The sequence below is a fragment of the Fibrobacter intestinalis genome (assembly GCF_900167415.1).
Taxonomy (GTDB): domain Bacteria; phylum Fibrobacterota; class Fibrobacteria; order Fibrobacterales; family Fibrobacteraceae; genus Hallerella; species Hallerella intestinalis.
On record NZ_FUWU01000013.1, the window covers coordinates 12,368 to 37,913 of the forward strand.

At 49.2% G+C, this 25,546-nt stretch carries 20 protein-coding genes; 10 read left to right on the forward strand and 10 right to left on the reverse strand.

Features of this window, described 5'->3' with window-relative positions:
* The first annotated feature begins 15 nt into the window (after window positions 1-15).
* Window positions 16-1,842 (forward strand): translation elongation factor 4, encoded by a 1,827-nt coding sequence (gene lepA, locus B5D40_RS05015; RefSeq protein WP_078776022.1) that lies wholly within the window; start codon window positions 16-18, stop codon window positions 1,840-1,842.
* Window positions 1,814-2,701 (forward strand): S26 family signal peptidase, encoded by an 888-nt coding sequence (locus tag B5D40_RS05020; protein WP_143394559.1) that lies wholly within the window; start codon window positions 1,814-1,816, stop codon window positions 2,699-2,701. The genes lepA and B5D40_RS05020 overlap by 29 nt, the downstream gene beginning before the upstream one ends.
* On the opposite strand, the gene B5D40_RS05025 is transcribed toward B5D40_RS05020, so the two are convergent.
* The 3 genes from B5D40_RS05025 to hemA are packed head-to-tail and all read right to left on the reverse strand — an operon-like array spanning window position 2,658 to window position 5,519.
* Window positions 2,658-3,359, reverse strand: a complete 702-nt coding sequence (locus B5D40_RS05025; RefSeq protein WP_078776024.1) for a uroporphyrinogen-III synthase — start codon at window positions 3,357-3,359, stop codon at window positions 2,658-2,660. The genes B5D40_RS05020 and B5D40_RS05025 overlap by 44 nt on opposite strands.
* Window positions 3,278-4,246, reverse strand: coding sequence for a hydroxymethylbilane synthase (hemC, locus tag B5D40_RS05030; protein ID WP_078776025.1), 969 nt, complete (start codon window positions 4,244-4,246; stop codon window positions 3,278-3,280). The genes B5D40_RS05025 and hemC overlap by 82 nt, the downstream gene beginning before the upstream one ends.
* Window positions 4,233-5,519 carry a glutamyl-tRNA reductase gene (gene hemA, locus B5D40_RS05035; RefSeq protein ID WP_078776026.1) on the reverse strand — a complete coding sequence of 429 codons (1,287 nt, stop codon included), beginning with the start codon at window positions 5,517-5,519 and terminating at the stop codon, window positions 4,233-4,235. Before hemA ends, hemC begins: the two co-directional genes overlap by 14 nt.
* Window positions 5,520-5,618: 99 nt before the next feature.
* Between hemA and B5D40_RS05040 the strand changes: the two genes are divergently transcribed.
* Window positions 5,619-6,746, forward strand: coding sequence for a hypothetical protein (locus B5D40_RS05040; protein ID WP_143394558.1), 1,128 nt, complete (start codon window positions 5,619-5,621; stop codon window positions 6,744-6,746).
* Entirely contained in the window at window positions 6,746-7,108 is a 363-nt protein-coding gene (locus B5D40_RS05045; RefSeq protein ID WP_078776028.1) for a dihydroneopterin aldolase, read from the forward strand. The genes B5D40_RS05040 and B5D40_RS05045 overlap by 1 nt, the downstream gene beginning before the upstream one ends.
* Here B5D40_RS05045 and B5D40_RS05050 read toward each other — a convergent pair.
* The 4 genes from B5D40_RS05050 to B5D40_RS05065 all read right to left on the reverse strand — a co-directional run bounded on the left by B5D40_RS05050 (window position 7,105) and on the right by B5D40_RS05065 (window position 11,442).
* Entirely contained in the window at window positions 7,105-8,667 is a 1,563-nt protein-coding gene (locus B5D40_RS05050) for a YifB family Mg chelatase-like AAA ATPase (protein WP_078776029.1), read from the reverse strand. The two genes, B5D40_RS05045 and B5D40_RS05050, sit on opposite strands and share 4 nt — an antisense overlap.
* A 10-nt stretch (window positions 8,668-8,677) precedes the next feature.
* Window positions 8,678-9,025 carry a SpoVG family protein gene (locus tag B5D40_RS05055; protein ID WP_233134348.1) on the reverse strand — a complete coding sequence of 116 codons (348 nt, stop codon included), beginning with the start codon at window positions 9,023-9,025 and terminating at the stop codon, window positions 8,678-8,680.
* A gap of 143 nt (window positions 9,026-9,168) precedes the next feature.
* Complete coding sequence (locus B5D40_RS05060) at window positions 9,169-10,371, reverse strand: type II secretion system F family protein (RefSeq protein WP_078776030.1); 1,203 nt, start codon at window positions 10,369-10,371, stop codon at window positions 9,169-9,171.
* Window positions 10,372-10,374: 3 nt separating this feature from the next.
* Window positions 10,375-11,442 (reverse strand): type IV pilus twitching motility protein PilT, encoded by a 1,068-nt coding sequence (locus B5D40_RS05065; protein ID WP_073302325.1) that lies wholly within the window; start codon window positions 11,440-11,442, stop codon window positions 10,375-10,377.
* A gap of 29 nt (window positions 11,443-11,471) precedes the next feature.
* Here B5D40_RS05065 and B5D40_RS05070 point away from each other — a divergent pair, with 29 nt between their 5' ends.
* The gene (locus B5D40_RS05070) at window positions 11,472-11,948 is read left to right on the forward strand and encodes a TlpA family protein disulfide reductase (protein ID WP_078776031.1); all 477 of its coding nucleotides are present in this window, start codon (window positions 11,472-11,474) and stop codon (window positions 11,946-11,948) included.
* Here B5D40_RS05070 and epmA read toward each other — a convergent pair.
* Window positions 11,929-12,912 (reverse strand): EF-P lysine aminoacylase EpmA, encoded by a 984-nt coding sequence (gene epmA / locus B5D40_RS05075; RefSeq protein WP_078776061.1) that lies wholly within the window; start codon window positions 12,910-12,912, stop codon window positions 11,929-11,931. The genes B5D40_RS05070 and epmA overlap by 20 nt on opposite strands.
* Before the next feature lie 2 nt (window positions 12,913-12,914).
* Window positions 12,915-14,027 carry an FISUMP domain-containing protein gene (locus B5D40_RS05080; protein WP_078776032.1) on the reverse strand — a complete coding sequence of 371 codons (1,113 nt, stop codon included), beginning with the start codon at window positions 14,025-14,027 and terminating at the stop codon, window positions 12,915-12,917.
* An 891-nt stretch (window positions 14,028-14,918) separates the two neighbouring features.
* On the opposite strand from B5D40_RS05080, the gene B5D40_RS05085 reads away from it, so the two are divergent.
* Entirely contained in the window at window positions 14,919-16,151 is a 1,233-nt protein-coding gene (locus B5D40_RS05085; protein WP_078776033.1) for an aminotransferase class V-fold PLP-dependent enzyme, read from the forward strand.
* 178 nt (window positions 16,152-16,329) lie between these two features.
* Here B5D40_RS05085 and B5D40_RS05090 read toward each other — a convergent pair whose 3' ends face one another.
* Complete coding sequence (locus tag B5D40_RS05090; protein WP_073302319.1) at window positions 16,330-16,920, reverse strand: hypothetical protein; 591 nt, start codon at window positions 16,918-16,920, stop codon at window positions 16,330-16,332.
* A 407-nt stretch (window positions 16,921-17,327) separates the two neighbouring features.
* Here B5D40_RS05090 and B5D40_RS05100 point away from each other — a divergent pair, with 407 nt between their 5' ends.
* The 4 genes from B5D40_RS05100 (at window position 17,328) to B5D40_RS05115 (ending at window position 25,369) form a co-directional block, all read left to right on the forward strand.
* Window positions 17,328-20,453: a type I restriction endonuclease subunit R gene (locus B5D40_RS05100; RefSeq protein WP_078776034.1), complete on the forward strand. Its 3,126-nt coding sequence runs from the start codon at window positions 17,328-17,330 to the stop codon at window positions 20,451-20,453.
* Between the two features lie 37 nt (window positions 20,454-20,490).
* Complete coding sequence (locus B5D40_RS05105) at window positions 20,491-21,987, forward strand: RNA-binding domain-containing protein (protein WP_078776035.1); 1,497 nt, start codon at window positions 20,491-20,493, stop codon at window positions 21,985-21,987.
* Window positions 21,980-23,854, forward strand: a complete 1,875-nt coding sequence (locus B5D40_RS05110) for a class I SAM-dependent DNA methyltransferase (protein ID WP_078776036.1) — start codon at window positions 21,980-21,982, stop codon at window positions 23,852-23,854. Before B5D40_RS05105 ends, B5D40_RS05110 begins: the two co-directional genes overlap by 8 nt.
* 90 nt (window positions 23,855-23,944) lie before the next feature.
* Window positions 23,945-25,369, forward strand: a complete 1,425-nt coding sequence (locus tag B5D40_RS05115) for an ATP-binding protein (protein WP_078776037.1) — start codon at window positions 23,945-23,947, stop codon at window positions 25,367-25,369.
* Window positions 25,370-25,546: the final 177 nt, after the last annotated feature.

Here is a 25,546-nt window from a genome sequence, read left to right on the forward strand (position 1 = left end):
ACTATATTTGCAGCAATGGCCAGAACAGAAGACAACATTCGCAATTTTTCCATTATCGCCCACATCGACCACGGCAAATCCACCCTTGCCGACCGATTGATTGAACTCACCAAAACCGTCGCCGAAAAAGATATGCAGAACCAGCTTCTCGACGATATGGATTTGGAACGGGAGCGGGGCATCACGATTAAAGCCCACGCCATCCGCTTGCTGTATAACCGCGGAGAGCAGCAATACATTCTTAATATGATCGATACGCCGGGGCATGTGGACTTCAGCTACGAGGTCAGCCGTTCTTTGGCCGCCTGCGAAGGGGCGATTCTTGTCGTCGATGCTACGCAGGGTATCCAGGCGCAGACTCTTTCCAATCTCTACCTGGCAATAGAGAACGACCTCACCATCATCCCAGTGCTGAACAAAGTCGATTTACCCAGCGCCAACCCGGACCATGTAGCGCAACTCGTCGGCGATCTTCTGGGATACGAGCCGGAAAAAATTCCCCGCATTTCCGCTAAAACCGGCATCAATATCGCAGAAGTCCTGGACCGCATTGTCGATGAAATTCCCGCCCCCAAAGGCGACCCGGCTAGCAAGCTCCAGGCTCTCATTTTCGATTCGATGTACGATTCTTACCGCGGTGTCATCAACGACATTCGCGTATTCAACGGCACGCTGCGCCCCGGGATGGAAATCCAGCTGATGGCAACGGGAGCGACCTACACCGTGACCGAAGTCGGCACATTCTCCATGAAACGCAATCCCCGAAAGGAACTTTCCGCGGGCATGGTCGGCTACGTCATGGCCAATGTCAAAACCATCAGCGATGTCAAAATCGGCGACACCATTACCGATGCTGATGCCCCAGCAGAAACGCCGCTGCCCGGCTACAAAGACATCCAGCCGATGATTTACTCGGGCATTTACCCCATCGACCCCGAAGACTATAAAAACCTGCGAGAGGCCCTTGAAAAACTGAAGTTGAACGATTCTGCCCTGCAATGGGAACCCGAAACATCCGACGCGCTCGGGTTTGGATTCCGCACCGGTTTTCTCGGCCTTCTGCACATGGAAATCGTGCAGGAACGCCTGGACCGCGAATTCGGTGTGAACATCATCACCACGGTTCCCAACGTCGAATACCACGTCTATCTGACCGGCGGCGACATGGTCAAGGTCTCCAGTCCGTCGAAACTCCCAGACGCGTCCCGTTATGAATGCATCGAAGAACCCTACGTCAAGGCGCAGATTTTTACACCAAAGGATTACGTCGGAGCCATCATGAAGCTCTGCGAAGAAAAGCGCGGAGAATTCGACAACATGGAATACATCGACGAGACGAAAGTCATTCTCAAATACAATCTTCCGCTCGCCGAAATCATGTTCGACTTTTACGACAGGCTCAAGTCGATTAGCCGCGGCTATGGCGGACTCGATTACGCGCCTCTCGGCTATCGTCCCAACAACCTTGTCAAGCTCGACATCTTGCTGAACGGCGATCCCGTCGATGCGTTTTCGGTCATCATTCACCGGGAAAAATCCGCATCTTATGCCAACGCCATTTGCGTCCGCTTAAAAGACTTGATCCCCCGGCAGCAATTCGACGTTGCCATTCAAGGTGCCATCGGCGGAAAAATCATCAGCCGCAGCACGGTCAAAGCAGTACGCAAAGACGTTCTTGCCAAGTGTTATGGCGGCGACATCACCCGCAAGCGCAAACTTTTGGAAAAGCAGAAAGAAGGCAAGAAGCGCATGAAAAACATCGGTTCCGTCGAAGTACCGCAAAAAGCATTCCTCGCTGTGCTTTCGCTTTCCGATGCGGGAAAATCCTCTTCCGACTCGTGATATGCCTGCGGCGTCGTATGCGAAAAAATTGCAAAGGGCTTCGTCCCGCAAATGGAATATCGTCCTGGGACTTGTTCTCCTTGCCGTTTTTTTGTTCAGCCTTGCATTGCGACTTTACGTCATAGAACCCGTCCGCATCGTCGGCAACGCTTTGGATTCAAGACTTTCTCCCGGAGATCTCGTCTGGGTTTGCAAGCTTCCCTTTTGCACAAACAAATTAACCCATGACGACATCGTTTTGGTTTCTTTAAACGGTCAAGATCCCATTCTTCGCTCCGTCTTTGGCTTGCCGGGCGATTCCATCCGCATCTTTCCCGATGGAAAAATCCAGTCCGGCGAAAATACGTTCCAGTGGGAAGACGAATCCGAAATCATCGTCCCCAGGGAATTTTACGTTCCCCGCCAAGGCGACAGCATTTCTTTTTCCGAATTGAACGACATCGCATTCGATTACGCCTCCCTGATTCTGCAAAACCAATTCGGCACACATAGATATTACACGCAAGCCCAGCTGCTACGCGAAAACGACACGCTGCCCCTTTCTCGGGTTGGCAGCGCACACATTTTCGGAAGGCCGGTGAGCATTCGCGAAATTCACGGTTTTCACTGGCAAGAGTACTTTATCATCAGCTTGCAAATCAATCGGGAAGAACCGGGTGCCAAGCCTGTCCGGTTTGAACGTAAAATCTACAACGCGCTGGATTCTACAGAAATCAAAGGTTTTCGGTCACCGGACGACTTTTATTACTTGATTTGTACAAAAGGAAATCACTACGCCGATTCCCGTCAGCTCGGATTCATTGCAAAAAAACAAATCATCGGCAAGGTTGTGCGAGCGCAAACGCTTTTTCAGCACTAGCCCCGTGCAAATTCACCAAGTCGCCTTCTTGAATAAAACGGCTCATCGCTTTGACCGCTTTGCCCGAATAGAAATGCCATGAAAGGGGATGTTCCAAGCTCTGCATTTTCTGTTCATCCACCTTCGCCACTTGCGTTTTATAAACGGGGAAATGCCGAATCTGCACTTGATTTTCAGCAGCGATTTGCTTCAAATCGGCAGCGGTTTCCAATGCGGAAATCCAAGCGACGTTTTGCACTTTTCGAATTTCTAAAAAGCGGGGAAAAGAATCCCGAGCACCTTTTTCCGTTCCCGCGGCCGCCACAGAAATTCCCTGCTGCAATAAAAAGCGCGCCGTTTGAGGTCCCGCTGTAAAAATCGGGCCTGCGAAATTTTTCAACGCTTCTTTCGCTATTGCCGCCGCACGAGGGCTTCCGACAAACGCCGAATCACAGTCCAAAAAATCCAAAGGGATGCCCGTCGGCGCATAAGTTAGAGCGGGAATATGCAAAACCCGATTTCCCTTCTCTCGTTCCGCAGCGATAAAATCTTCCCCCGGCGCATCTATCTTCGTATAAATAACCAGCATGAAAACCGTTACCGCTCCGATTCCCAAAAAGTCGAAATGGCTTCCGGCCCATTCGTCTCCAGCGGAAGAAGAATTCCCTGTCGTCGGCATTCGCCCATAAATTCGTCAGCAAATTTTTCCAACTTTTCTCCGGACTTCAACTCCAAAGCCGTAAAGCGTTGCGACCGGCGCAGAAAACGACCGTCCCGCGGATCGGCAAGGTAAGCCGTAAAGCAAAACGAATTCGGTTCCGATTCCAGAACCGCTCCCATCGGGACTCGGCAGCCGCCGCCCAGCAGATTCATCCAGCGGCGTTCCGTCCGAGCGGCAATGACCGTCGCCTCATCGGAAATTCCTTCGGCAATTTCCTTTGCCCGTTTATTTTCCACGCAGGACTGCAAGGCGATAATTCCCTGCCCAATCGCCGGCGTGATTTTTTCAATCGAAAATCGCTCCGTAATCAGAGAGGACATTTCCAACCGGACAAGCCCCGCCGCACCCAATAAAATCGCATCGCATTCCCCCGATTTAACCTTGTCGATTCGAGAGGGCAAATTGCCGCGCAAATTGACGCAATGCAAATCCGGCCGCAGCGATTTCAACTGCAAGACTCGGCGCGGCGACCCCGTTCCTATTTTGGCGCCCGGCTTCAAATCGGAAAAGCGCACGCCGCCAGAAACCAGAACATCCCGAAAATCTTCCCGCTTCAAAAAGCCGGAAAGCTCCAACAGGGAATCCATGGAATCCGGAACGTCCTTCAACGAATGCACAGCCAAATCGATTCTCTTTTCTAAAAGGGCTTCCTCGATTTCCTTGACAAAAACGCCTTGTCCGCCAAAAGAAACCAAAGAGCGCACCCGATCTTTGTCCCCCTGCGTTTTAATCACCTCGATTTCCACAGCGACAGACGGAAATTTCCGCACAATCAAATCCCGGGTCAAATTCGCCTGGGCCATGGCAAGCGCACTGCCGCGAGTCCCTATCCTAATCGTTTCCATACGAGCCTCTTTCCTGCAAATCGAACAGCCTTTCCAATATCAGGCGACTTTCCAAGCCAAGCCCCGCCGCCCCCAGATGTTTGAGTTCCGCCGAGGGACGGTGCAAAATTTTGGCAATCAATTCGTCCGCAAAACGGTGCAGACGTTCCCCTTCTTCGGGCGACACCCGATGTTCCCATTTTTGCAGCACTTCCGCCTCTATTTTTTCATGATGATTCCTCAAAGCGAGCATGAGCGGAATAACTCCCAAAGAAGCATACCATTCCGCAAAGGAATCCACCGCATCCCCGATAATTTCGCGCGCCCGTTCTGCAGAATGGCGTCGCCTGCTGCGGTTTTCTTCCACGACTTTAGTCAAATCGTCGATGCAAAAAAGCGACACGTCGGGAAGATTCGCCACTTCCGGTTCGATATTCCGCGGAACGCCAATGTCGATCAAAACCATTTTCCCAGAGTGCCGTTTGTTGCGAAACATCTCCGCGGAAATCAGATATTCCGGAGAAGACGCCGCCGCAATCAGCAAGTCCAGCGATTCCAAATGTTCCGGCAACGCCTGCAAATCGAAAGCCTCGCCGCCAAATCGCGCGGCAAAATTCTGCGCTTTGGAAAGAGTCCTGTTGAAAAAAGAAAAACGGGACACTCCCGCAGCCGAAAGTTCCACAGAAGCGATATTCCCCATTTCGCCGAGTCCAAGAACGCCCACGCGCAGCGGAGCGAGACTTCCCAATTCCAAAAGCGCCAGCTGGACAGCCGCAAACGGAATCGAAACGGTTCCTTCGCCAATGGCGGTGTCTTCGCGGACTTTCTTTCCTAAACTCAACGCGGACTGAAAAAGATGGCTCAAGAAGAAGCCCGCCTTTCCCGCTTTCTGCGACGTCAAAAAAGCCTCTTTGACCTGCTGCAATATCTGGTTTTCACCTAGAACAAGACTGTCCAAAGACGAAACGACCGAATACAAATGCGAAATCGCTTCCGTATGCGTCAAATAAAAGCAATGCGGAATCAGTTCGCCCACATCGATATGCGAAAATTCCGCCCACCAGTTGATCAGCGTGTCGCGCAAAGCTTCTGGATACAGGGTCGCCGCATAAATTTCCGTCCGATTGCACGTCGAAAGGATGACCGCTTCCGAAAAACCGGGCAAATTTCCCAGACTGGAAAGCCCTTTCTCCAACTGGGATTCCGAAAAGCTCAACTTGTCCCTTAAAGCGACCGGACAGGTTTTATGGCTTGCACCTAAAACAACACAATGCGTATTTTCTTTATTTTTCATCACTTTTTCCCATATCTTAAGCTAGAAAAATTTTCAGAAGCTTCCATTCAAAAAAGGATTATATATATTTAGTGCAGAATATTTTTTGGAGTTTTACGAATGAAGTCCACTCTATTTGCAATGCTCGGCTTCTTTGCCGTTACCGCACTGGCTGCCGACAATTATACCATCCAGAAATTTTCTGGCGAAGATGTCGGAACTCCCGACCAATACATTGACGCTGAATTCGGCGGCTCCCTTAAAATTTCCTCTACAGGAACCGTGGAAAATGTCCAGGACGGTCGCTTCTACGTCCGCCAAAAATTTGAAGACCCTTTCGGAGAATCCCCCACGACATACCAACTTTACGAAGGACGGAAAGGTTCCGAAGCGGCCAATCTCAATGAATACACGCTTCCAGCCGGCATCGCCTACGGATTCGCCATCAAAGCAAAAGCCTATTCCAGCGAAAACGCCGATGCGAATAGCGATATCGAAAAAGTCTATTTTGACGGCAAGTCCATTTTTGCCGAAGGCGTGAGCGAAATGTATATGCATCGTGGAGTCAAAACAATCGCCCTGGTTCCCGTCAATGCCACAGAACCGGCCCCGGCAGCCCCCGTCGAAGCGGAATCCTCTTCTAGCTCCTCCGAAGAAGACACTCTCGCCGCCGCTCCTGTAGCAGAAAGTTCCTCCGCCGCCGCTGACGATGAATATTGCGATGACGACGATCCGGATTGCGAAAGCGAAGACGATTACAACTACGACGTGCAGGGCGACGTTGCCGAAACCGCTAATCAGGCAAACGACGAAGATTACGCAGCTGCTTCGGCTTCTAACGATGTCACAGACAGATTCGGCATCGCCGACGAAGTCCGCAAATGGAGCGCCTGGGGTCTGGTCGGTGTCGCGGCAGCGGGAATCGGAGTTGGCGTTTACAACCAGATGCAATACAGCGATGCGAAATCCGCCCACGACGATGTGGACGACTTGATGGACACCCACAAAAAGAATATTCAAGAGGCTTGCGGCGGGAAAAACGCCTGCTACGAATCCATGGTCTGGTACGAAACGAACGACGTCGCCTATAAAAATGGAACATCTACGGAGCATTCCGCCCTCTACCTGCTGAATACCAAAAACAAGAAGAACAAAGATGCGATGGATTCCTATTCGATGGCTCGCAATATCTGGTTCGGCATCGCCGCGCTTTCCATCGGCGGCTCCATCGTCCTCTTCACCTGGTAATGGAACTCGGAAAAATAACCGTTCAAAATCTGGGCTTTGAGACAGTTCTCGGAGCCCTTCCTTTTGAACGCCAAAAACCCCAGCCGATTCAACTCCATTTTTCTTTGTGGCTGGATTTCAAAAGCGTCGCAACAAACGACGCGCTGGATGATACCGTCGATTACGCCGAACTCGCTGAAAAAGTAAAGAGCTTTATCCAGGAATCCAAATTCCAATTGATAGAGACTCTGGTTTTTCGGACAGCAAAATTTCTGCTAACCCAATCCCCCCGCATCCAAGCCGCCTGGGTTCATGTAGAAAAACCCGAGGCCCTCCCCGGAAAAGCAATTTCTGCAGCTGAGATAAAATTGGAAAGAGACTAACCGGCAAGGTCGGCAAAAGCCCGATAACGCAAAGCCTCTGCGACATCCGGACATTCAATAGAAGAATCCTTGATGCCAGAAATTCCATATTGCGCAGCCCGCAAATCGGCAATTGTCCGTGCCACTTTCAACATCCGATAATAACCCCGAGCACTTAATCGCATTTTTTCCGCTGCGGATACGGCAAAATGTTCCGTAGAAACATCCATCCGAGCAAAAATTTTCGTTTCTTCACTAGACATTTCGGCATTGGAACGACTGGAACTTTTTGCAAATCGCAAACGTTGCCCATTTCTAGCGGCAATTACCCTTTCCCTAATAGTTGCCGAAGATTCCCCGTGCGCATTTTGCATAAGGCTTTGCGGATCCGTAGAAGGTACGGCGACCTGAATGTCAATCCGATCGAGCATCGGACCCGAAACACGCTGACGGTAACGGCGAACGGCATCCGGCAGACAAGTGCAACCTCTTCTGGCATCCATCGAATACCCGCAGGGACAAGGATTCATCGCCGCGCCCATCATAAATCGGGCAGGCCATGTCACCGTGCCACAAGCCCGGCTGACACGAATAATTCCCTCTTCCATCGGTTCCCGCAAGGCTTCTAAAACGTTCCGGTTGAACTCGGGCAATTCATCTAAAAATAAAACACCGTTATGCGCCAAACTTGCCTCGCCCGGACGTAAATGAGGCCCCCCGCCAACCAAAGCGACCATGGAAGAAGAATGGTGCGGCGAACGAAAAGGCCGGCGATTTAAAAATGTTTCCGCTCCCAAATCTCCCAAAATGCGAATAGACGAATAGATTTGCGTACATTCCAAGATTTCTTCGTCGGTCATCGGCGGTAAAATTCCGGGAAGGCAGCGGGCACTGAAAGTTTTCCCGGAACCGGGAGAACCGACGAGCAAGAAGTTATGCGCCCCTGCCGCCGCAATTTCTAGCGCCCGCTTCACCCCCTCCATCCCCACAACCGAACGAAAATTCGGCAAAGACGATTCCGTATTCCCATCCTTCCGAAAAATACCCGGCGATCGAAGCGCCTTCCTTTCGGAACCCGGAGAAATCGCTTCGATACATTCCGAAAGAGTTGAAACCCCTATCACCGAGAGCCCTTCAACAAGACTGGCTTCCGCTACATTTTCTTTGGGTACCACAAAAACATCATTCTTTTTAGAAAGGCTCATCGCCACAGAAAGAACGCCGCGAATCGCTTTTACTTTTCCATCCAGCGAAAGTTCTCCCATAAAGACAAATTTTTCCGGGGATTCCACCTGAATTTCTTCGTTGGCAATCAGCATTCCAATCGCCAGTGGCAAGTCCAAAGACGTTCCCTCTTTTTTTAAATCGGCAGGCGACAAGTTCACGGTCATGCGACTTCCACTCGCCGCATAACCGGAACTTCGAATACTGGAAACAACGCGTTCCCTGGATTCGCGAACCGCATTGTCCGGCAAGCCGACCAATGTGAATCCGGGAAGCCCCGCTGAGGAATCCACTTCGACATGAACTGGAATAGCTTTAATTCCCAAAAGGCAACTGGTGCGAATTCTCTGGAACACGTTACATTTCCTATGCGGCAATCATTTCCTGATATTTTTCCAAAACACAATTTTCAATGTGCTGCCGACATTCCCGCGTTATCGGGAAAAAAATGCTGCGGTATTCTTCCCCTTTATAGAACGGGTCAAAAGGATAACTGACAAACAGGCCGTTTTCGCCATCCATCACGCGAAGTCCCGTCAGCTGCATTTGATCGTTCAAAACCACTTTGGCAAGAGCCTTGACGTGTCCCATATTCGCTCCATCCTTAAAAGGAAAGACTCGAACATTGGTCACCACAAGGCAATCGTATTCCGACGCTTTGGGGGCGGCATTGTTTTTTTCTTTTTCGGTAGAAACCGTCTTTTTCATTGGCATTTTACGCTCCTTATCATAACCCCAACATCGGGGCAGTAGCACAAATGCAAAATGCGTGCCAAAAAGAAAACGGCCCATTTTGCCAAAAAATGAGCCGTTTTTACAACAGGAGAAATGATTAAACGGAAAACGCTAGCGATTAATCAGCCTTTGATCGCATCGGACATGCTGAACATCGGCATATACATCGCAATCATCAGGAAGCCGACCGCACCGCCGAGAACCACCATGATAAGCGGTTCCATCATAGATGTCAGAGCGTCGATCGCCGCATCCACTTCTTCGTCATAGAAATCCGCGACTTTCAAAAGCATCGCCCCAAGCTGGCCGGTTTTTTCACCGACGCCCACCATCTGGATGACCATCGCCGGGAAAATGCCCACGTCCTTCATCGGTTCCACAATGCTTTTACCGCCCGCAAGCCCCACTGCAATTTTCATGATCGCCGCTTCGACAACCGAATTTCCCGAAGTCTTTGCCGTCACCTGCAACGCTTCCGTTACCGAGACGCCCGCATTCAAAAGCGTTCCCAAGGTCCGACTAAAACGGGCAACGGCACTCTTGATTTGCAAATCGCCCACCTTTGGCACTTTCAGCAAAAATCGATCAAAGGCAAAATGAAGCTTGGGAACTTTCATCACGATTTTAAACGCCACAATAATGGCCACGGCTCCCAAAATCCAGAACGCCGCATAATCGCGAATAATGTCGGAAAGATCCATGACAAACTGCGTCGGCCACGGCAACTCTCCGCCGAGTTCCGTAAAAGAAGCGGCAAAGGTCGGCACCACAAAGGAGAGCATGAGAATCACCACGACCACGGCGACGACCGCGACCATCACCGGATAAGTCAAAGCCTTTTTCACTTTGCGCACCAGACGTTCGTTCGCTTCCTGATAGTCCGCAAGACGCAACAAAATGCCATCGAGAATACCACCCGCTTCACCTGCTGCAACCATGTTGCAATACAATTTGTCAAAGACCTTCGGATGCTGGGTCAGCGCATCGGCCAAACTGGAACCGCCACTGATAGACATGGTGAGCTTATGCACGACATCCCTCATCGCCGGATTATCCATCTGCTCTTCGAGAATCGTCAAGCACTGGAGCATGGGAAGACCCGCCGAAGTCATCGAGCTGAACATTCGGGTAAAGCGGGAAATGTCCTTGGATTTAATGCCGGAGCCGATTTGGATTTTAATTTCCATCGGTTTGCGTTTGACGCTTTCGACCACCAAGTGCTTTCGGCGAAGCAGGGATTCCGCTTCATTTTTGTCCTTGGCTTCAATTTCCCCGTTGAACTGGTTTCCCTGGGTATTCTGCGCCTTGTATAAAAAGACCGGCATGGATTAGACTCCTATTTTTTCAAGCTCTTTTTCGAGCTGGTTCGGATCCGGAGATTTGGCAAGAGCTTCAAAATGTTCGAGTTTTCCTTGACGGACCAATTCCGCAAGACGCATATTCATCGTGTTCATGCCGAACTTCTGGCCGATTTCAATCATCGATCCGATCTGGTGCGATTTATTGTCGCGGATAAGCGCGCGAATGGCTGGCGTCACATTCATCACTTCGTAGCACATCACACGACCCCCGCCAATTTTGGGAAGAAGCATCTGGCAGACGACGCCTTGCAGCACAAAGGAAAGCTGCGTCCGAACGGTCTGCTGTTCCCCTTGCGGAAAGGCGTCCACGATACGGTTAATGGTCTGCACCGCCGAATTGGTATGGAGAGTCGCCAATGTCAAGTGGCCCGTTTCGGCAATCGTCAATGCCGCCCGGATGGTTTCCAAATCGCGCATTTCGCCGATGAGAACAATATCCGGATCCTGACGGAGAGCCATTTTCAAAGCCTGCGAAAAACTGTTCGTATCGTTGCCGACTTCGCGCTGATTCACCATGCAATTCTGGTGCTTGTGCAAAAATTCAATCGGGTCTTCAATCGTCAAAATATGCTCGTGCCGTTCCTTGTTGATTTTGTCAATCATCGCAGCAAGAGTCGTCGATTTACCGCTACCCGTAGATCCCGTCACCAGAACGAGTCCCGAAGGACGGGTCGTAAACTCGGCAATGATCGGCGGCAAATCCAAATCCTTAAAAGTCTTGATTTCCAGAGGAATAATACGAAGGGCCAGAGCGACACAACCGCGCTGCAGATAGGCGTTCGCCCGGAAGCGGGCAAGATTCGCAATGCCAAATGAAAAATCGCATTCCTTGTTCTGTTCAAACGCTTTTTTTTGGAGTTCGTTCATCAGACTGTAAGTCATGCGCATCGTCTCGTCCGGTTTCAGGGTTTCCGTTCCCATCGGAGCAAGCTTTCCCGCCAAGCGGAGCATCGGAGGAATTCCCGCCGTAATGTGCAAGTCCGAAGCACCGCGTTTCACCATTTCAGAAAGAAGATCTTGAATATTGTAAGCCATGTTTTGAATATAACTAAATTGTTTATACAATGCTCAACTTTCAAAAAATCCTTTTAGGCGCATCCCTCATTTCGGCGCTTTTCTGTGCGGCTTGCAGCGACGCCGCCTACGACCGCATTCCGGAGAAAATCGAAGGCTACGATGGCGTGACCCTTTTCGTTTTTCATACGTCCTGGTGCGGCTACTGCAACATGGAATTGCCGACTCTCAAGCAGATTTACGCCGACTATTCCCCATGCGGGCTTCACGTCATCGGCATCAACGAGGACGACGACGAAAAGACGATGCGGGAATTTGTAAAAGCCAAGCAGATTCCTTATCCGGTCGAATACTGGAATTTTCAGCTGATGAAGAAATTCGGGCACCCGAGGGCCATCCCCACCCATTTTTTAATCGACAGCAGCGGAAGCATTAAACTGCGAGAAGTCGGCCCTCTGAATGACGAAATCGTCCGAAGCCAAATCGAACGGGCCTTAGGCGACGCCGCTAAGAATTGTCGTCCATAAACAAAACGACGTCCTCGATTTTCGATTTTCCCAGAGCGAGCATAAACAAGCGATCCAACCCCATAGCGACGCCCGAAGCCGCAGGCATTCCATAGTCCAACGCGGCAAGGAAACGTTCATCCATGGTCGGCACAGGCTTATTCTGCGCTTTGCGCCATGCGATGTCGGCTTCAAAACGACGACGCTGTTCCGCCGCATCGGTCAATTCTTCGTAACCGTTGCAAAGCTCCATATTCCGGATATAAAGTTCAAAGCGTTTGGCCACCCGATCGCCCTTCGCATTCACGTATGTCTGCGCCAAAGCCGCACAGCTTTCCGGATAATCCATTAAAAATTGCGGGGACTCCTTTCCCAAATGCGATTCCACCAGCGTCACCATCAGATAGTCCCACCAGTCTTCGCGCGTAAACGAATCGGAACCTTCCACATCGGGCACGTCGTTTTTTTTCAAAGCAAGTCTAAAATCGTCAGGGCTTCCCGTGAACGGATCCACCTGCGCATACCGCAAATAGGCTTCCCGAAAAGTCAAGCGTTCCGCTTTTACCGAATCGCCCAAAATTTCCGAAGCCAGATCTTCGACTTCGCACATCAATTCCTCGTAAGGCATTCCGACGCGATACCATTCCACCAGTTCAAATTCCGAATTGTGCTTGCGCCCGACTTCGTCTTGACGGAATGCGTGCGCGATTTCAAAAATATCGCCGAAACCTGCCGCCAGAAGCCGCTTCAGATGAAATTCCGGACTCGTCATCAAATAACGCGCCGGTTTGCCGACCGTTTCAAAATAATCCAGATGCGCATCGGTTCCGCTCGCCCGCGAAAGCACAGGAGTCGAAACTTCCATCACGCCACGCGCTTTAAAAAAGGCACGAACTTTTTCGGTCAAAGCCAGCCGAGCTTTCCACGTTTCCAAAGAGCAATTCGGTTCAAAACGCACCGCACGCACTTGATTTTCGGATGACAAAATCAATCCTTCACGCAGCGGACGGAAAGCCCAAAACGCTTGTCCACGGAAGCCTTGTCCAACGCCGTCGCATCCGAGAAAAGATTGCGCACATATCCTCGGGAAGCATCTTCTTCGGTCGCTGTCCAGAAATAAGTTCCCTCGCCAGCCAAAGCGCAAATGCCATTCTGATTGAAGTAGCCGCCAAATTCCACAGTAACAGCAAAATCCGCCGCATCCAATGGAGAAAGCGCATCAAAGTCTTCGTCCGTTGCCGCATGGAAACCCTCTGGGCAAGCGTTTTGCGCAGCAGCAAATGTATAAAGGCGGCCATACTTTTCGCAATTCAACGAATCCCCGTCGTAACACGCCGAAGAATCCGGGATGTCAAAATTCGCATTGTCAATGGTCCAGATTTTTTCCCCGAAACGTTCTACACGGTAGGAACGATTGTCCCGCGAATCCACGATGTTTCCAATTACCGGGCAGCGAACCGGAGCATTCAGAGAATCCAAGCGGGCGTTCAAAGAATCGCCATAGGCTGCGCAAAAATGGAATTTTCTGCGGGCACTGATAAAATCGGAAGGGTCTGCGGCAAGCAAGAAAGCCTGCGCCGAATCGATACTCGGAATCACCGAGTCGCCAATGGCGAGAAGCCAATTTTTAGCCAGAGAGAACGGAGAATTCCAAAACACATCCGTCGAAAGGGAGTCGATAAAATTTTTCATCGGCGACGGCGTGGGAAGGCTGATTTTTTTCGATACCAGCTTCTGCGGACGTTCTGCGCAGGCTGCGGAATCCGGAGCGTCGCTCCGCAAAAAAGAGGAATCCGTACGAGCGACACAAGCTTCAATGCAAGCTTCCGATTCTTTCTTTTTGCAATTTTCCCAGACAAGAGTATCGACCTTGACCATGACGGGCTTCATCATCTTCTTGTTTTTGCGCACAACGGCAAGGGTTTTGCCGTAAAGCTGGATGGCGGAAGTATCCCCCGCGCGGCCTTGCTCCGCAAGCTGAAGCAACGATTCCGAGCAAGATTTTTCTCCATTTGATTTAGAACAGGCTTTAGAAACTTTGGGGGCGGCGGCACTCACAACGCCCGCGAAAAAAAGAAGTAAGAATAGCGATTTTTTCATGCGCACAATATAAAAATTTGGGACTTATATAAAATTCCACCCGATTTATTTGTTAAGGATTAGCGACTGGTGCCCTTCGACAGGCTCAGGGACCGTTTGGGAGTATAGGAGAAACGGCATCCAGCCGTTTCTTTCTCGTTTTCGGGGGAAAGCCTGTTTCAGCGCAAAGTCGGCCTTCGTCAAATGAATCGCAAGTAGTCATAGTACGTCATTGCGAACAAGCCGAAGCAATCTTGGCTGGCATCTCGTCATTGCGAGGCGCGATAGCGCCGTGGCAATCTGTGCGGGTTTCCCGTCATTGCGAGCCACGATAGCGGCCCATGAGCCTTGGAAGCTCTGCTTCCTTTAGGCGAATTGTCCCTTCCAGGGATACTTCAACTACGGAATCGGAGATCCCTAATTTCAGGGATACAAAGCCGAAGCAATCCTTGCTGGCACCTCGTCATTGCGAGGCGCGATAGCGCCGTGGCAATCTGTGCGGGTTTCCCGTCATTGCGAGCCACGATAGCGGCCCATGAGCCTTGGAAGCTCTGCTTCCTTTAGGCGAATTGTCCCTTCCAGGGATACTTCAACTACGGAATCGGAGATCCCTAATTTCAGGGATACAAAGCCGAAGCAATCCTTGCTGGCACCTCGTCATTGCGAGCAAGGCGAAGCAATCTTGTCAACAGGAAAAAAGATTGCCACACCCCCTTGGGGTTCGCAATGACGACTGCAGCCGTTTTCACGTACACACGAGCCGAAACTTCCTGCGGCGACAAATTTTCACGTGAAAACGTGCAAAAACCGGTTTGCTTCGACTTTCGCCCTTCGATAACCGGTCCATGAGCGGCAGGCCTTCCGAACGGTAAGGGATTCGTGGTTAGAGGTTAAATTTTCTATTTTCTGCGCATGAATTATAACGTTGATGAAATCCGCAAGCAATTTCCCGTTTTGGCATTGCACGACAAAGATCCCAAGCCTTTCGCCTTTTTAGACAGCACTGCAACGACGCAAAAGCCGGAATTCGTCATCAATGCGATGGATAATTTTTACCGCAAGCATTACAGTTCGATCAAACGCGGCGTTTACTCCATGACAGCACAAACGACAGACGCTTACGAATCCGCCCGCAAGAAAGTTGCCAAATTCATCAACGCCCAAAGCGAAAACGAAATCGTCTTTACGCGCGGCACCACGGCAAGCATCAATCTCTGCGCTTGGAGCTACGGCAGGAAATTTTTGAAGGATGGTGACGAAATCGTCATCAGCGCACTCGAACATCACGCCAACATCGTCTCGTGGCAGCTCATCGCCGAAGAACGCAGAGCAAAGCTCAAAGTGATTCCCGTAGCCGATGACGGAGACCTGATTCTCGAAAAAATCCCGGAACTTGTCATCCCCGGCAAAACGAAGATTGTCGCCTTTGCGCACATCAGCAACACGATCGGCACCGAAAATCCGGTCAAGGAAATGATCCGGACCATCCGAAAGATCGATCCGGAAATCAAAATTCTCATCGATGCCGCCCAAAGCGCCCCCCATATAAAAATCGACGTGCAGGATTTGGATTGCGACTTTCTCGCCTTCTCGGGCCATAAAATGTACGGCCCCACAGGAATCGGCGTACTTTACGGCAAATACGACATCCTCAAAGAAATGCCTCCAGTCGAAGGGGGCGGCGAAATGATCGACCAGGTGACGTTTGAAAAGACGACTTTCGCTCTTCCGCCGGACCGTTTTGAAGCGGGAACGCCTCCCATTGCCGAAGTGATTGGACTCGGAGCCGCCATCGACTGGATAAATCAGGTGGGCATTGACGCTATCTACCAACACGAACAAGAAATTTTGAAATATGCGAAAGAAAAACTGAAAGCCATTTCGGGACTACATATTTTGGGAAATCCAAAACGGCGGGGTTCCCTTTTGAGCTTCACACTAGACGCTGCGCACCCGCACGACGTGGCCACCCTTTTAGACGAAGACGGCATTGCCGTTCGCAGCGGGCATCATTGCGCACAACCGGTCATGACGCGCTTCGGCATTCCGGCGACGATTCGCGCAAGCTTTGGTGCCTACACGGAAAAATGGGAAATCGATAGGCTTGTCGAAGGTTTGCTCCGCGTGAACCGCATTTTCGGATAGAAAACCGTTCGGAAAGAACTCTTCTGTCTTTTTCCAGCCACGCACGCCAAAATCTCCGTCCCCTTTTTTCCATCATTTCCCACAGACATAGCCCTTTGCCGCAAGGCATCGGGCGCGAGTTTAACGTTGAGTTAGCCCTTATTCTCGTTATCTATAAACCGTAATTATCAAGCTGCAACTAGATTGTCTTTAGCAGTTGTAAAAGATTCTTGTCGGAAGATTTTGTTTTTCTTGTTCCGAATTCGACAAAATGGTTCTGTGTGCAATAAAAATTCAAAAGCTTTTCGTTGTTTTCACATTCCAAAACACAAAGAACCCCGCCGACGCTGTGCTGCATAAGTAAAATCTGCTCCATTGCAAGGGACAATAGTTCATTTCCAGAAATGGAGTCGTTTAACCCTGCCTGAAAATTTTTGCCAAGTTGTGCAATCAGGTATGCGGGGATGTTGTACACACCGTCGTCATCTAATGCACTCAAACGCGAGAGCTTTTTTTGAATGGTTTTGGAAACATTTTGCGCTTTCACAGAAATAGTTTTTATAGCTAACGAGAAGTATCCCAAGAACGCTCCGTTCGCTTGCGAAAAGACCAGGTAACTTACAGCTTGATGTTTTTTGGCGAAATCTACAGACGACTTTTTCAAGAAGCACTCGACATCTTTGTTCTGGGGACATTCGTAAAAATTTCGAAGACGGGAAAAGTCCTCTTCCATAGGAGCTTTGTCTAGATACTCCATGATGTTAACAACAAAATAGGATTTAGAAACCATTTTTTTTTCTAAGGCGAGAAAGTTTTCTTAAACCGGAAACTCCGCTTAGAAAGTCTGATTTGACCTGGCTTTTGAGAGCGGGGGCCTTTAGCGAGTGATCCACGGCTTTGATGAAGGACTCAAGTTGCTTGGTCCCTGCCACGGTAAAGTTCTTTTTTATGCTCGATGTAGCCATTCTATGTATCCTCCAGCCTAATATACATTATTAAAAAAGGAACATCAAGCCAGTTATATACTTCCATCTGCCTACATGCGAAAAGGCAGAAAGTTAGTTGCCTTTTATTTGACTGAACCAATATTCACTAATATCTAATCTCAAAAAATCCCCTTGTCAATAGGCCCGAACGTTTTTGGCATATTATGACAACCTATTTTGTTTATATTTACATTGGAATAGTTTGGCTTTTATGTCCTACGAATACAGCGAAAACATACTTGTTCAGGAAAGCGCCGGCGACCTGCTCCAGCATGAGTTGAGCTGGCGTGTTGTATTTGCGTATAATGAAGAAAAATTAGGCGAAAACGGAACATTCGGGCGCACCTCTTACAGAGAAGTTTTGTTGCATCGGTATTTTCGCGAAGCACTTCAGAAGCTGAATCCGTGGATAACGCCTACGCAAATTGACGAAGCCGTACAAAAGTTCACGGCAACCCTCAGCACGTCATCACTGCTTCAAATCAACGAAGAAAAGTACGGCTTTATTCGCGATGGCATTCCGGTCTCTTACAAGAAACCTGATGGAACTTCGGATGTCAAGCGGGCTCTCGTCATTGATTTTTCGAACCCGGAGAACAACGATTTTCTCGCCGTCAAGGAGATGAAAATTCACGGCGAAATTTATCGCCGCCGTACCGATATAGTCGGCTTTGTCAATGGCATCCCGCTTTTGTTTGTGGAACTCAAGCGTAACGATGTCGCTGTGCAAAACGCCTACGATGACAACTACACGGATTACCTTTCGACGATTCCGCAACTTTTCTATTACAACGCATTTTTAATGCTTTCTAATGGGGTAGAAGCGAAAGTCGGCACGCTTGGCAGTAAGTATGATTTTTTCCACGAATGGAAACGCCTCAAGGAATCCGATGCGGGTTCCGTTGCGCTCCAGACGATGCTTCGCGGGATTTGCAAAAAAGAAACATTCCTTGACCTGTTGGCGAATTTCATTCTTTACGATCATTCCGATGGAAATACGGTCAAGATTCTCGCCCGCAACCACCAGTATCTTGGTGTAAACGAGGCATTCAAAGCGTACGAAGACCGCAAACTTCGCAATGGCAAGTTGGGCGTTTTCTGGCATACGCAGGGGAGTGGCAAAAGCTACTCAATGTTATTCTTATCGCAGAAGATTCGCCGTTGTGCAAAAGGTTCGCCCACAATCGTCATCCTTACGGACCGTGACGAACTGAACAAGCAGATTAGCGATACGTTTGAAAATTGCGGAATGCTCGGCAAGGTAAAAGCATCCAAGTTCATTGCCACGAGCGGGAACGACCTTGTCGCAAAACTCAAGGGCAATCCGAGTTTCATCTTCACGCTGATTCAAAAGTTCAACAAGAAAGATTTGACCCCGATTTATCCGGATCACGATATTTTAGTGATGTCCGACGAAGCGCACCGCAGCCAGAATGGAATTTTTGCAGACAACATGTGTGCCTTGCTTCCGACGGCTTCGCGTATCGGCTTTACGGGCACTCCGCTTTTGAAAGATGACAACATCACCGAAAGAACTTTCGGCGGCTACATTTCTATTTACGATTTCAAGCGAGCCGTAGAAGATGGTGCGACAGTTCCGCTCTATTACGAAAATCGTGCCGACAAAATCAAGGAACTCAAAAATCCTGAAATTACGGACAAGATTCTCAATGCCATTGAAGCCGCAGACCTTGACCTGGAACAGCAAGAAAAGCTGGAAAAGGATTTTGCCAAGGAATACCACCTGCTTACGGCAGAACCGCGATTGCGTCTGGTTGCAAAAGATTTTGCACATCATTATTCAGACCTTTGGACTAGCGGCAAGGCGATGTTTGTTTGCCTGAACAAGGTGACTTGCGTTCGCATGTACAATTACGTTCAGGAATATTGGGCCGAAGAAATCGTAGCTCTCGAAAAGCAGTTGAAAATTGCAACCCAGCAAGAAGCCCAGGAACTGGACCGCAAAATCCAGTGGATGCGCGAAACGGAAATGGCGGTCGTCGTAAGCCAAGAACAGAACGAGCAACAGACTTTTGCCAAGTGGGGCTTGGACATTACTCCGCACCGCACCAAGATGGAAAAGCGAGAATTGGACAAGGAATTCAAGGACCCCAAAAATAAATTCCGCGTTGTGTTCGTTTGTGCCATGTGGCTCACCGGTTTCGATGTCAAGTGCCTCAGTTGCCTTTACTTGGATAAACTGTTGAAAGCGCATACGCTGATGCAGACGATTGCCCGTGCGAACCGTGTGAACGAGGGCAAGAGCAACGGCCTGATTGTGGATTATGCTGGCATCGTAAAGGCGTTGCGCAAGGCTCTCGCCGATTATACGAATAATGTAAGCGGCGGGCGTGCCGACCCGACAATCGACAAGTCGGAATTGCTGAATCGCATTATCGAAGTCATTGCGAAAACGGAAGCATTTTTAGGCGGCCTCAACGCTCCCCTTGCAAAGGTTGTTGAATCCAAGGGCTTTGATAAGATTGCCGCAATCCAAGACACCGCAAATGCAGTCTGTTCTTCGGCAGAAAACAAGAAGACCTTCTCCACATACGCCGCCGAACTTTCTCGCCTGGTACGCTACACGAACCGCGAAGACGTCACAGCCGAAAATCGCGACAAGATAAACGCGATTGACGCGGTCGCCCGCAACATGAAGGCAAAACGCCGTCATGTGACCAATGTGGATTTGATGGTGGAACTGAACAAGATTGTGAACGAATACGTTCAGATGGACGTAGGCGGTAAAAAGAACCCCAAGCAGTTCGACATCAGCAAGATTGATTTTGAATTGCTCGGCCGGGAATTTGCCAAGGCGAAGCACAAGAACCTTTTGCTCCGCGATTTGGAAGAACTGTTAAAGGAGCGACTTTCTTTGCTGTTGGCGACCAACTCCGGCAGAATCAATTTTTATGAGCGTTACCAAGAAATCATCAATGCTTACAATAGCGAACAGGACCGTGCGACCATCGAAAAGACCTTTATGGACTTGATGGATTTGGCTTCGTCCATGGATTCCGAACAACAACGTTTTGTCCGTGAAGGTTTCAAGAACGACGAAGAACTCTCCATGTATGACTTGCTTTTCAAGGACAACTTGAGCAAGCAGGACATCAAAAAATTGAAAACCGTCGCCGTAGAATTGCTCGAAAAGATAAAGGCAAAAATCGAAAGTCTGGACCACTGGACCGACAAGCAAGAAACCAAGGCTGCGGTGGATACCCTCATTCGCGACACGCTCTGGAAAGAGCTGCCCGAAAGTTACGACGACGTGGCCATCAACATGTATCGCGCCCGCGTTTACGAATACGTTTACACCCATTATAGAGTAGCATAAATCTGGAGGCCCAGCGCGTATAGAAGATATTCTCGCTATGGAAGAATCCCAGACTTTTGACCGCAAGAGCGTAAACATTGCTCCGAAGGATTTTTCTAACCATGTGTGCGCTTTTGCAAATGCCGACGGGGGAATCATCGTTGTCGGCATTTCTGATAAAAATCGCCGCATCGAGGGTGTTGACCATCGAGAAAAAGATGTCAATGAACTCTTGCGTGTTCCGATGGATTATTGTTCACCGACGGTTCCGTTTGCTCATGAACTTGTGGAATGCGTTGATGCCAAAGGCAAGCCGAACCATGTGCTGGTATTCCACATAGAGGCAAGCCCCTTTGTTCACGAAAACCAGGCGCATGATGTTTATATGCGTGTGGGCGACAAGTCTAAGCTCCTTTCTTACGATGACCGTTTGACGTTGACCCTCGACAAAGGGTTGCGTTCCTTTGAAGATTTTCTTGTTCCAGACTCCAGCTACGAAGATATAGAGGAATCTTATCTCAAAGAATACTTGAGCTTAATCGGATATTCTAAATCCCCACGAGAATATTTGCTACAGAATAAGAACTTCGCAAAAGAGAAAGAGGGCGAATTGCAACTCAGCGTTGCTGCAATCTTGCTGTTCGGCAAGAAACCCCAGTCGTTTTTCCCGAGGGCCCGAGTCAGGTTTATCCGTTACGAAGGTACAGAAGAAAAGTTCGGCACCGAGATGAATGTTATCAAGGATGTGACTTTTGAAGGTCGCATTTTGGAGCAGGTTCGTCAGGCGGTTGCCTACATCCAAACGCAGATCAAGGAACGTACCTATTTGACTGCGGGCGGAATCTTTACCACCGAACTAGAATATCCAGAATTTGTGCGTACAGAACTGGTCGTAAATGCGGTAACCCACAGGGATTATTCCATTCGCGGAACCGAAATCCAAATCAAGATGTTCGATGACCATTTGGTAGTTGAATCTCCGGGGAATTTGCCCAGTCAAGTGAAAATCAACAAGATTCGTAATTCCCACTTTGCCCGCAATTCCCATATCGCGGAATACTTGAAAGATTACAAGTACGTGAAGGATTTCGGCGAAGGTGTGGACCGTATGTGCCGGGAAATGGAAGCGCAGGGGCTGCCCAAGCCGGAATACAAACAGGACTCCTTTATTTTGAAGGCCATTATTCGAAATTCGGGTTATGTTTTAAAAAAGGTTGACTTTGCTTCGGAAAAGGTTGACTTTAATCCTAAAAAAAGTGGCTTTTCTCCGAAAAAAGTTGACTTTGGCCCGCAAAAGCTTAACTTTGAAAAAATGGTAGACGCTTCAACGTACAATATAACGATGAAAAGGCACATGAAGGCAATGATTGCCGAAGTTGGGTTGCAACAGGTTTTTGGAGCCAAGTATGTTGCCAATTCCCTTAAGGTTAGCAAAACTGCCGCAATCGGAATTATAAAGAAAATGTTTAGTTTGGGCGTTATAAAGCCCGTGCAAGGAAATGGCAAAGGGAAATACATACTCAATCAAGAAACTAGCAAGGACCAAAATGGATAACAAGAGCTTAAAGAAACTTGAAGCCGATTTGTGGGAATCTGCGGACTTGCTCCGTGCCGATTCCAAGTTGACATCGAATCAGTATTGCATGCCTGTTTTGGGGCTTTTGTTCTTGCGTTACGCCTATGGCCGTTTCAAAAAGGTCGAAGCCGAAATTCTCAAGAACCGCCCGAGTCGCGGTGGCCGCGCTCTCCCTGTTGAACCTAGCGATTTTGCGTCCAAGAGTGCTTTGTTCCTCCCGAAAGAAGCGCAATTTGATTACCTGGTGAACTTGCCCGCAAATATTGCATCGGCAAAACTCAAGAACGCGCACGGACAGCCGCTCAACAGCCTTGGCGAAGTGGTGAACAATGCCATGGAGCTGGTGGAATCCCAGAGTGAAAAGCTGAAGGGGGTATTGCCCAAGACCTACACCGATTTCAAGGACGAACTGCTTGCCGAACTTTTGCGCACCTTCAACAACAATGCCCTCGACGATGTGGGCGGCGACGTGATGGGCCGCATCTACGAATACTTCCTCAGTAAATTTGCCAAGAATATCGCTAGCGACGATGGCGTGTTTTTTACGCCCAAGTCCTTGGTGAAAATGATCGTAAATGTGCTGGAGCCCGCTTATGGCGTGCTTTTGGACCCTGCCTGCGGAAGCGGTGGCATGTTCGTGCAGACCGGCGACTTTGTAAATGCGGCGGGCATGGCAAGCAACGAAACCATGACCTTTTACGGCCAGGAAAAGGTGGAATACAACGCCCAGCTTTGCCAGATGAACATGGCGGTGCACGGACTTACCGGTGTCGTAAAATCGGGCGACGAGGCGAACTCTTTCTATCGCGATGCGCACAACCTTGCAGGCGAATGCGATTACGTGATGGCGAACCCGCCCTTCAATGTGGATAAGGTAAAAGCGGAAAGCTGCCAGAATGCCGGGCGACTCCCCTTCGGGCTCCCTGCGGTAAACAAGGACAAGGAAATCGGCAACGGAAACTACCTGTGGATTTCTTACTTCTACAGTTACCTGAACGAAACCGGCCGCGCGGGCTTTGTGATGGCTGCCTCTGCGACAGACAGCCAGAGCAAGGACAAGGACATCCGCGAAAAGCTGGTGGCTACGGGACACGTGGATTGCATGATAAGCGTGGGCAACAACTTCTTTTATACCAAGAGCCTGCCGTGCACCCTTTGGTTCTTTGACAAGGGCAAAAAGAAGAAAATTCAGGACAAGGTCCTGTTCATCGATGCCCGCAACTATTACACCGTCGTGGATCGCACCCTGAACGAGTGGAACGAATGGCAACTCAAGAACCTGAACGCCATTGTTTGGCTCTACCGCGGCGAAACGGACAAGTATGAATACTTGCTTGTGGAATACCGCAACGCCTTGCTTGCCTACGCCGACACCACCGAAGACAAACAACTCGAAAAGATTCTCCGCAAGTCCGCAAAGATTGCAAAAATATTCGCGGAACTCAAGGAACACCGCGAGACGCTCCGTGTGCAGACGAAAATCGCCGTAGAAGCCGCCGACAAAAAGAGCAAGAAGAAAACCCAGGAAGAATGGGACGCCCGCCTTGCGGAACTCGACGAAATCATCGGAATCGCCAAGGAAGCCGACTGGCTCTACGAAAAATTCGGTGACGGCAAGTACAAGGATATTCTTGGGCTCTGCAAAATTGCCTCCCGTGCCGAAATCGCCGAAAAGAACTACAGCCTGACCCCTGGCGCATACGTCGGAGTCGCCCCTGTAGAAGATGACGGCGTAAATTTTGCTGAACGCATGACCGAAATCCACGCGGAACTCCTGAAACTCCAGGACGAAAGCAATACGCTCATGAAGACCATCTCCAAGAACATGAAGGAACTCGGCTTGTGAGAAAATGGAAAAACGGGCAAAAATATTGTAAAAATAGTTGGAAAAACGGACAAAATTAGTTATTTTAAGGTTGGATAAACGGAAAAACTGATGATTCAACGTAAAATCGACAACTATTTGGCTGATTTCTATGCAAAGCACAAGAACGCGTTGCTTGTGACCGGTGCCAGGCAAATCGGCAAGACCAGTTCCATTCGGGAGTTCGGAAGGACGCATTTCAAGCGTTTTGTAGAAATCAACTTCCTTGAATCTCCGTCTGCCAAGTCCGTATTCGAGGGTGCCAATAGCTCGAACATCCTTTTACGCCTGTCGGCCTACGCCGAAACAAAATTGGTCAAGGGCGAAACCCTGATTTTCTTGGACGAGATCCAGGAATGCCCCGATGCGGTTACCGCAATCAAGTTTCTGGTCGAGGACGGGTCTTACCGTTATATTCTGAGCGGTTCGCTTCTTGGTGTTGAACTCAAGGACATCCGTTCCCTTCCTGTCGGTTTTTTGACCATCAAGGAAATGTTCCCTCTGGATTTTGAGGAGTTTGCAAGGGCGGTGGGCGTTCAGGCCGAGGTCCTGGATTCGGTACGAGCCGCTTTCGAGAACAAGGTGGAAGTTGATTCTGTCATCCACGAAAAAATGATGGAGATTTTCCGCCTATACATGGTTGTGGGCGGCATGCCCGCTGCAGTTGCCGAGTATCTGGAATCGAATAACATCCAAAACATATTGGAAATCCAGCAAGGCATCATCGAGTTGTACAAGAAGGACATTGCCAAGTACGACCCAGAAAACAAACTTTACCTGAACGAAATTTTCGACCTGATCCCGCCGGAACTGAATAACCAGAACAAGAGATTCATTCTAAAAAAATTGAACGAGAATATCAAATTTTCCCGTCATGAAAATTCCTTTATCTGGTTGAAAGAAGCAGGGGTGGCTCTTCCCGTTTACAATGTAGATGAACCTAAAATCCCCTTGCTCCTTTCGCGTTCGCGCAACTTGTTTAAGCTGTTCTTGAACGATGTCGGACTCCTTACTTGCCAATACGCGAACGGAATACAACTGAAAATCTTGAATGGTGAAAACGCCATCAATTTCGGTTCCGTTTATGAAAACGTGGCTGCAATGGAATTGAGAGCGCACGGATTTGACCTTTATTATTTCAATAGCAAAAAACAAGGCGAACTAGATTTTGTCATTGAACGGAATGGGCGTGTTCTCCCCATAGAAATCAAGTCGGGCAAAGATTACAAACGACACAATGCCTTAAAAAATGCCTTGGAAACGGTAAATTACGCCATTCAGGAAGCCGTCGTTTTCTGCAACGATAATGTTTGTGTCAAAGAAAAAGTCTTGTATTGCCCCATATACATGCTGATGTTCCTGGAAAATGAAAAAATTAATTTAGGAACATACAAAGTAAATTTACGCGGACTGACCGAACATGCCAACCACGGCAAATCAAAGCGAAGAAATAAGAGTGGAGTAAAAGAACCTTCCAATGCGTCATTGCGAGCGTAGCGAAGCAATAATCTAAAAAGGATTTAAGATGGCTTGGGAAAAAGCATTTTTAGATGAAATGTCGTGTCATTCTGAGCGAAATCGAAGGATCTATCGTCGCTGTCATTCCCGACTTGATCGGGAATCTTCTAACACGTCATTGCACAAAGTGCATGACTGGTTCGCCTCGGCAATAGA

Coding starts and splice junctions, on each gene's coding strand:
- lepA (WP_078776022.1), top strand. CDS start 16: ATGGCCAGAACAGAAGACAACATTCGCAATTTTTCCATTATCGCCCAC.
- B5D40_RS05020 (WP_143394559.1), top strand. CDS start 1,814: ATGCGGGAAAATCCTCTTCCGACTCGTGATATGCCTGCGGCGTCGTAT.
- B5D40_RS05025 (WP_078776024.1), bottom strand. CDS start 3,359: ATGCCGACGACAGGGAATTCTTCTTCCGCTGGAGACGAATGGGCCGGA.
- hemC (WP_078776025.1), bottom strand. CDS start 4,246: ATGGAAACGATTAGGATAGGGACTCGCGGCAGTGCGCTTGCCATGGCC.
- hemA (WP_078776026.1), bottom strand. CDS start 5,519: ATGAAAAATAAAGAAAATACGCATTGTGTTGTTTTAGGTGCAAGCCAT.
- B5D40_RS05040 (WP_143394558.1), top strand. CDS start 5,619: ATGAAGTCCACTCTATTTGCAATGCTCGGCTTCTTTGCCGTTACCGCA.
- B5D40_RS05045 (WP_078776028.1), top strand. CDS start 6,746: ATGGAACTCGGAAAAATAACCGTTCAAAATCTGGGCTTTGAGACAGTT.
- B5D40_RS05055 (WP_233134348.1), bottom strand. CDS start 9,025: ATGCCAATGAAAAAGACGGTTTCTACCGAAAAAGAAAAAAACAATGCC.
- B5D40_RS05060 (WP_078776030.1), bottom strand. CDS start 10,371: ATGCCGGTCTTTTTATACAAGGCGCAGAATACCCAGGGAAACCAGTTC.
- B5D40_RS05065 (WP_073302325.1), bottom strand. CDS start 11,442: ATGGCTTACAATATTCAAGATCTTCTTTCTGAAATGGTGAAACGCGGT.
- B5D40_RS05070 (WP_078776031.1), top strand. CDS start 11,472: ATGCTCAACTTTCAAAAAATCCTTTTAGGCGCATCCCTCATTTCGGCG.
- B5D40_RS05080 (WP_078776032.1), bottom strand. CDS start 14,027: ATGAAAAAATCGCTATTCTTACTTCTTTTTTTCGCGGGCGTTGTGAGT.
- B5D40_RS05085 (WP_078776033.1), top strand. CDS start 14,919: ATGAATTATAACGTTGATGAAATCCGCAAGCAATTTCCCGTTTTGGCA.
- B5D40_RS05090 (WP_073302319.1), bottom strand. CDS start 16,920: ATGGTTTCTAAATCCTATTTTGTTGTTAACATCATGGAGTATCTAGAC.
- B5D40_RS05100 (WP_078776034.1), top strand. CDS start 17,328: ATGTCCTACGAATACAGCGAAAACATACTTGTTCAGGAAAGCGCCGGC.
- B5D40_RS05105 (WP_078776035.1), top strand. CDS start 20,491: ATGGAAGAATCCCAGACTTTTGACCGCAAGAGCGTAAACATTGCTCCG.
- B5D40_RS05110 (WP_078776036.1), top strand. CDS start 21,980: ATGGATAACAAGAGCTTAAAGAAACTTGAAGCCGATTTGTGGGAATCT.
- B5D40_RS05115 (WP_078776037.1), top strand. CDS start 23,945: ATGATTCAACGTAAAATCGACAACTATTTGGCTGATTTCTATGCAAAG.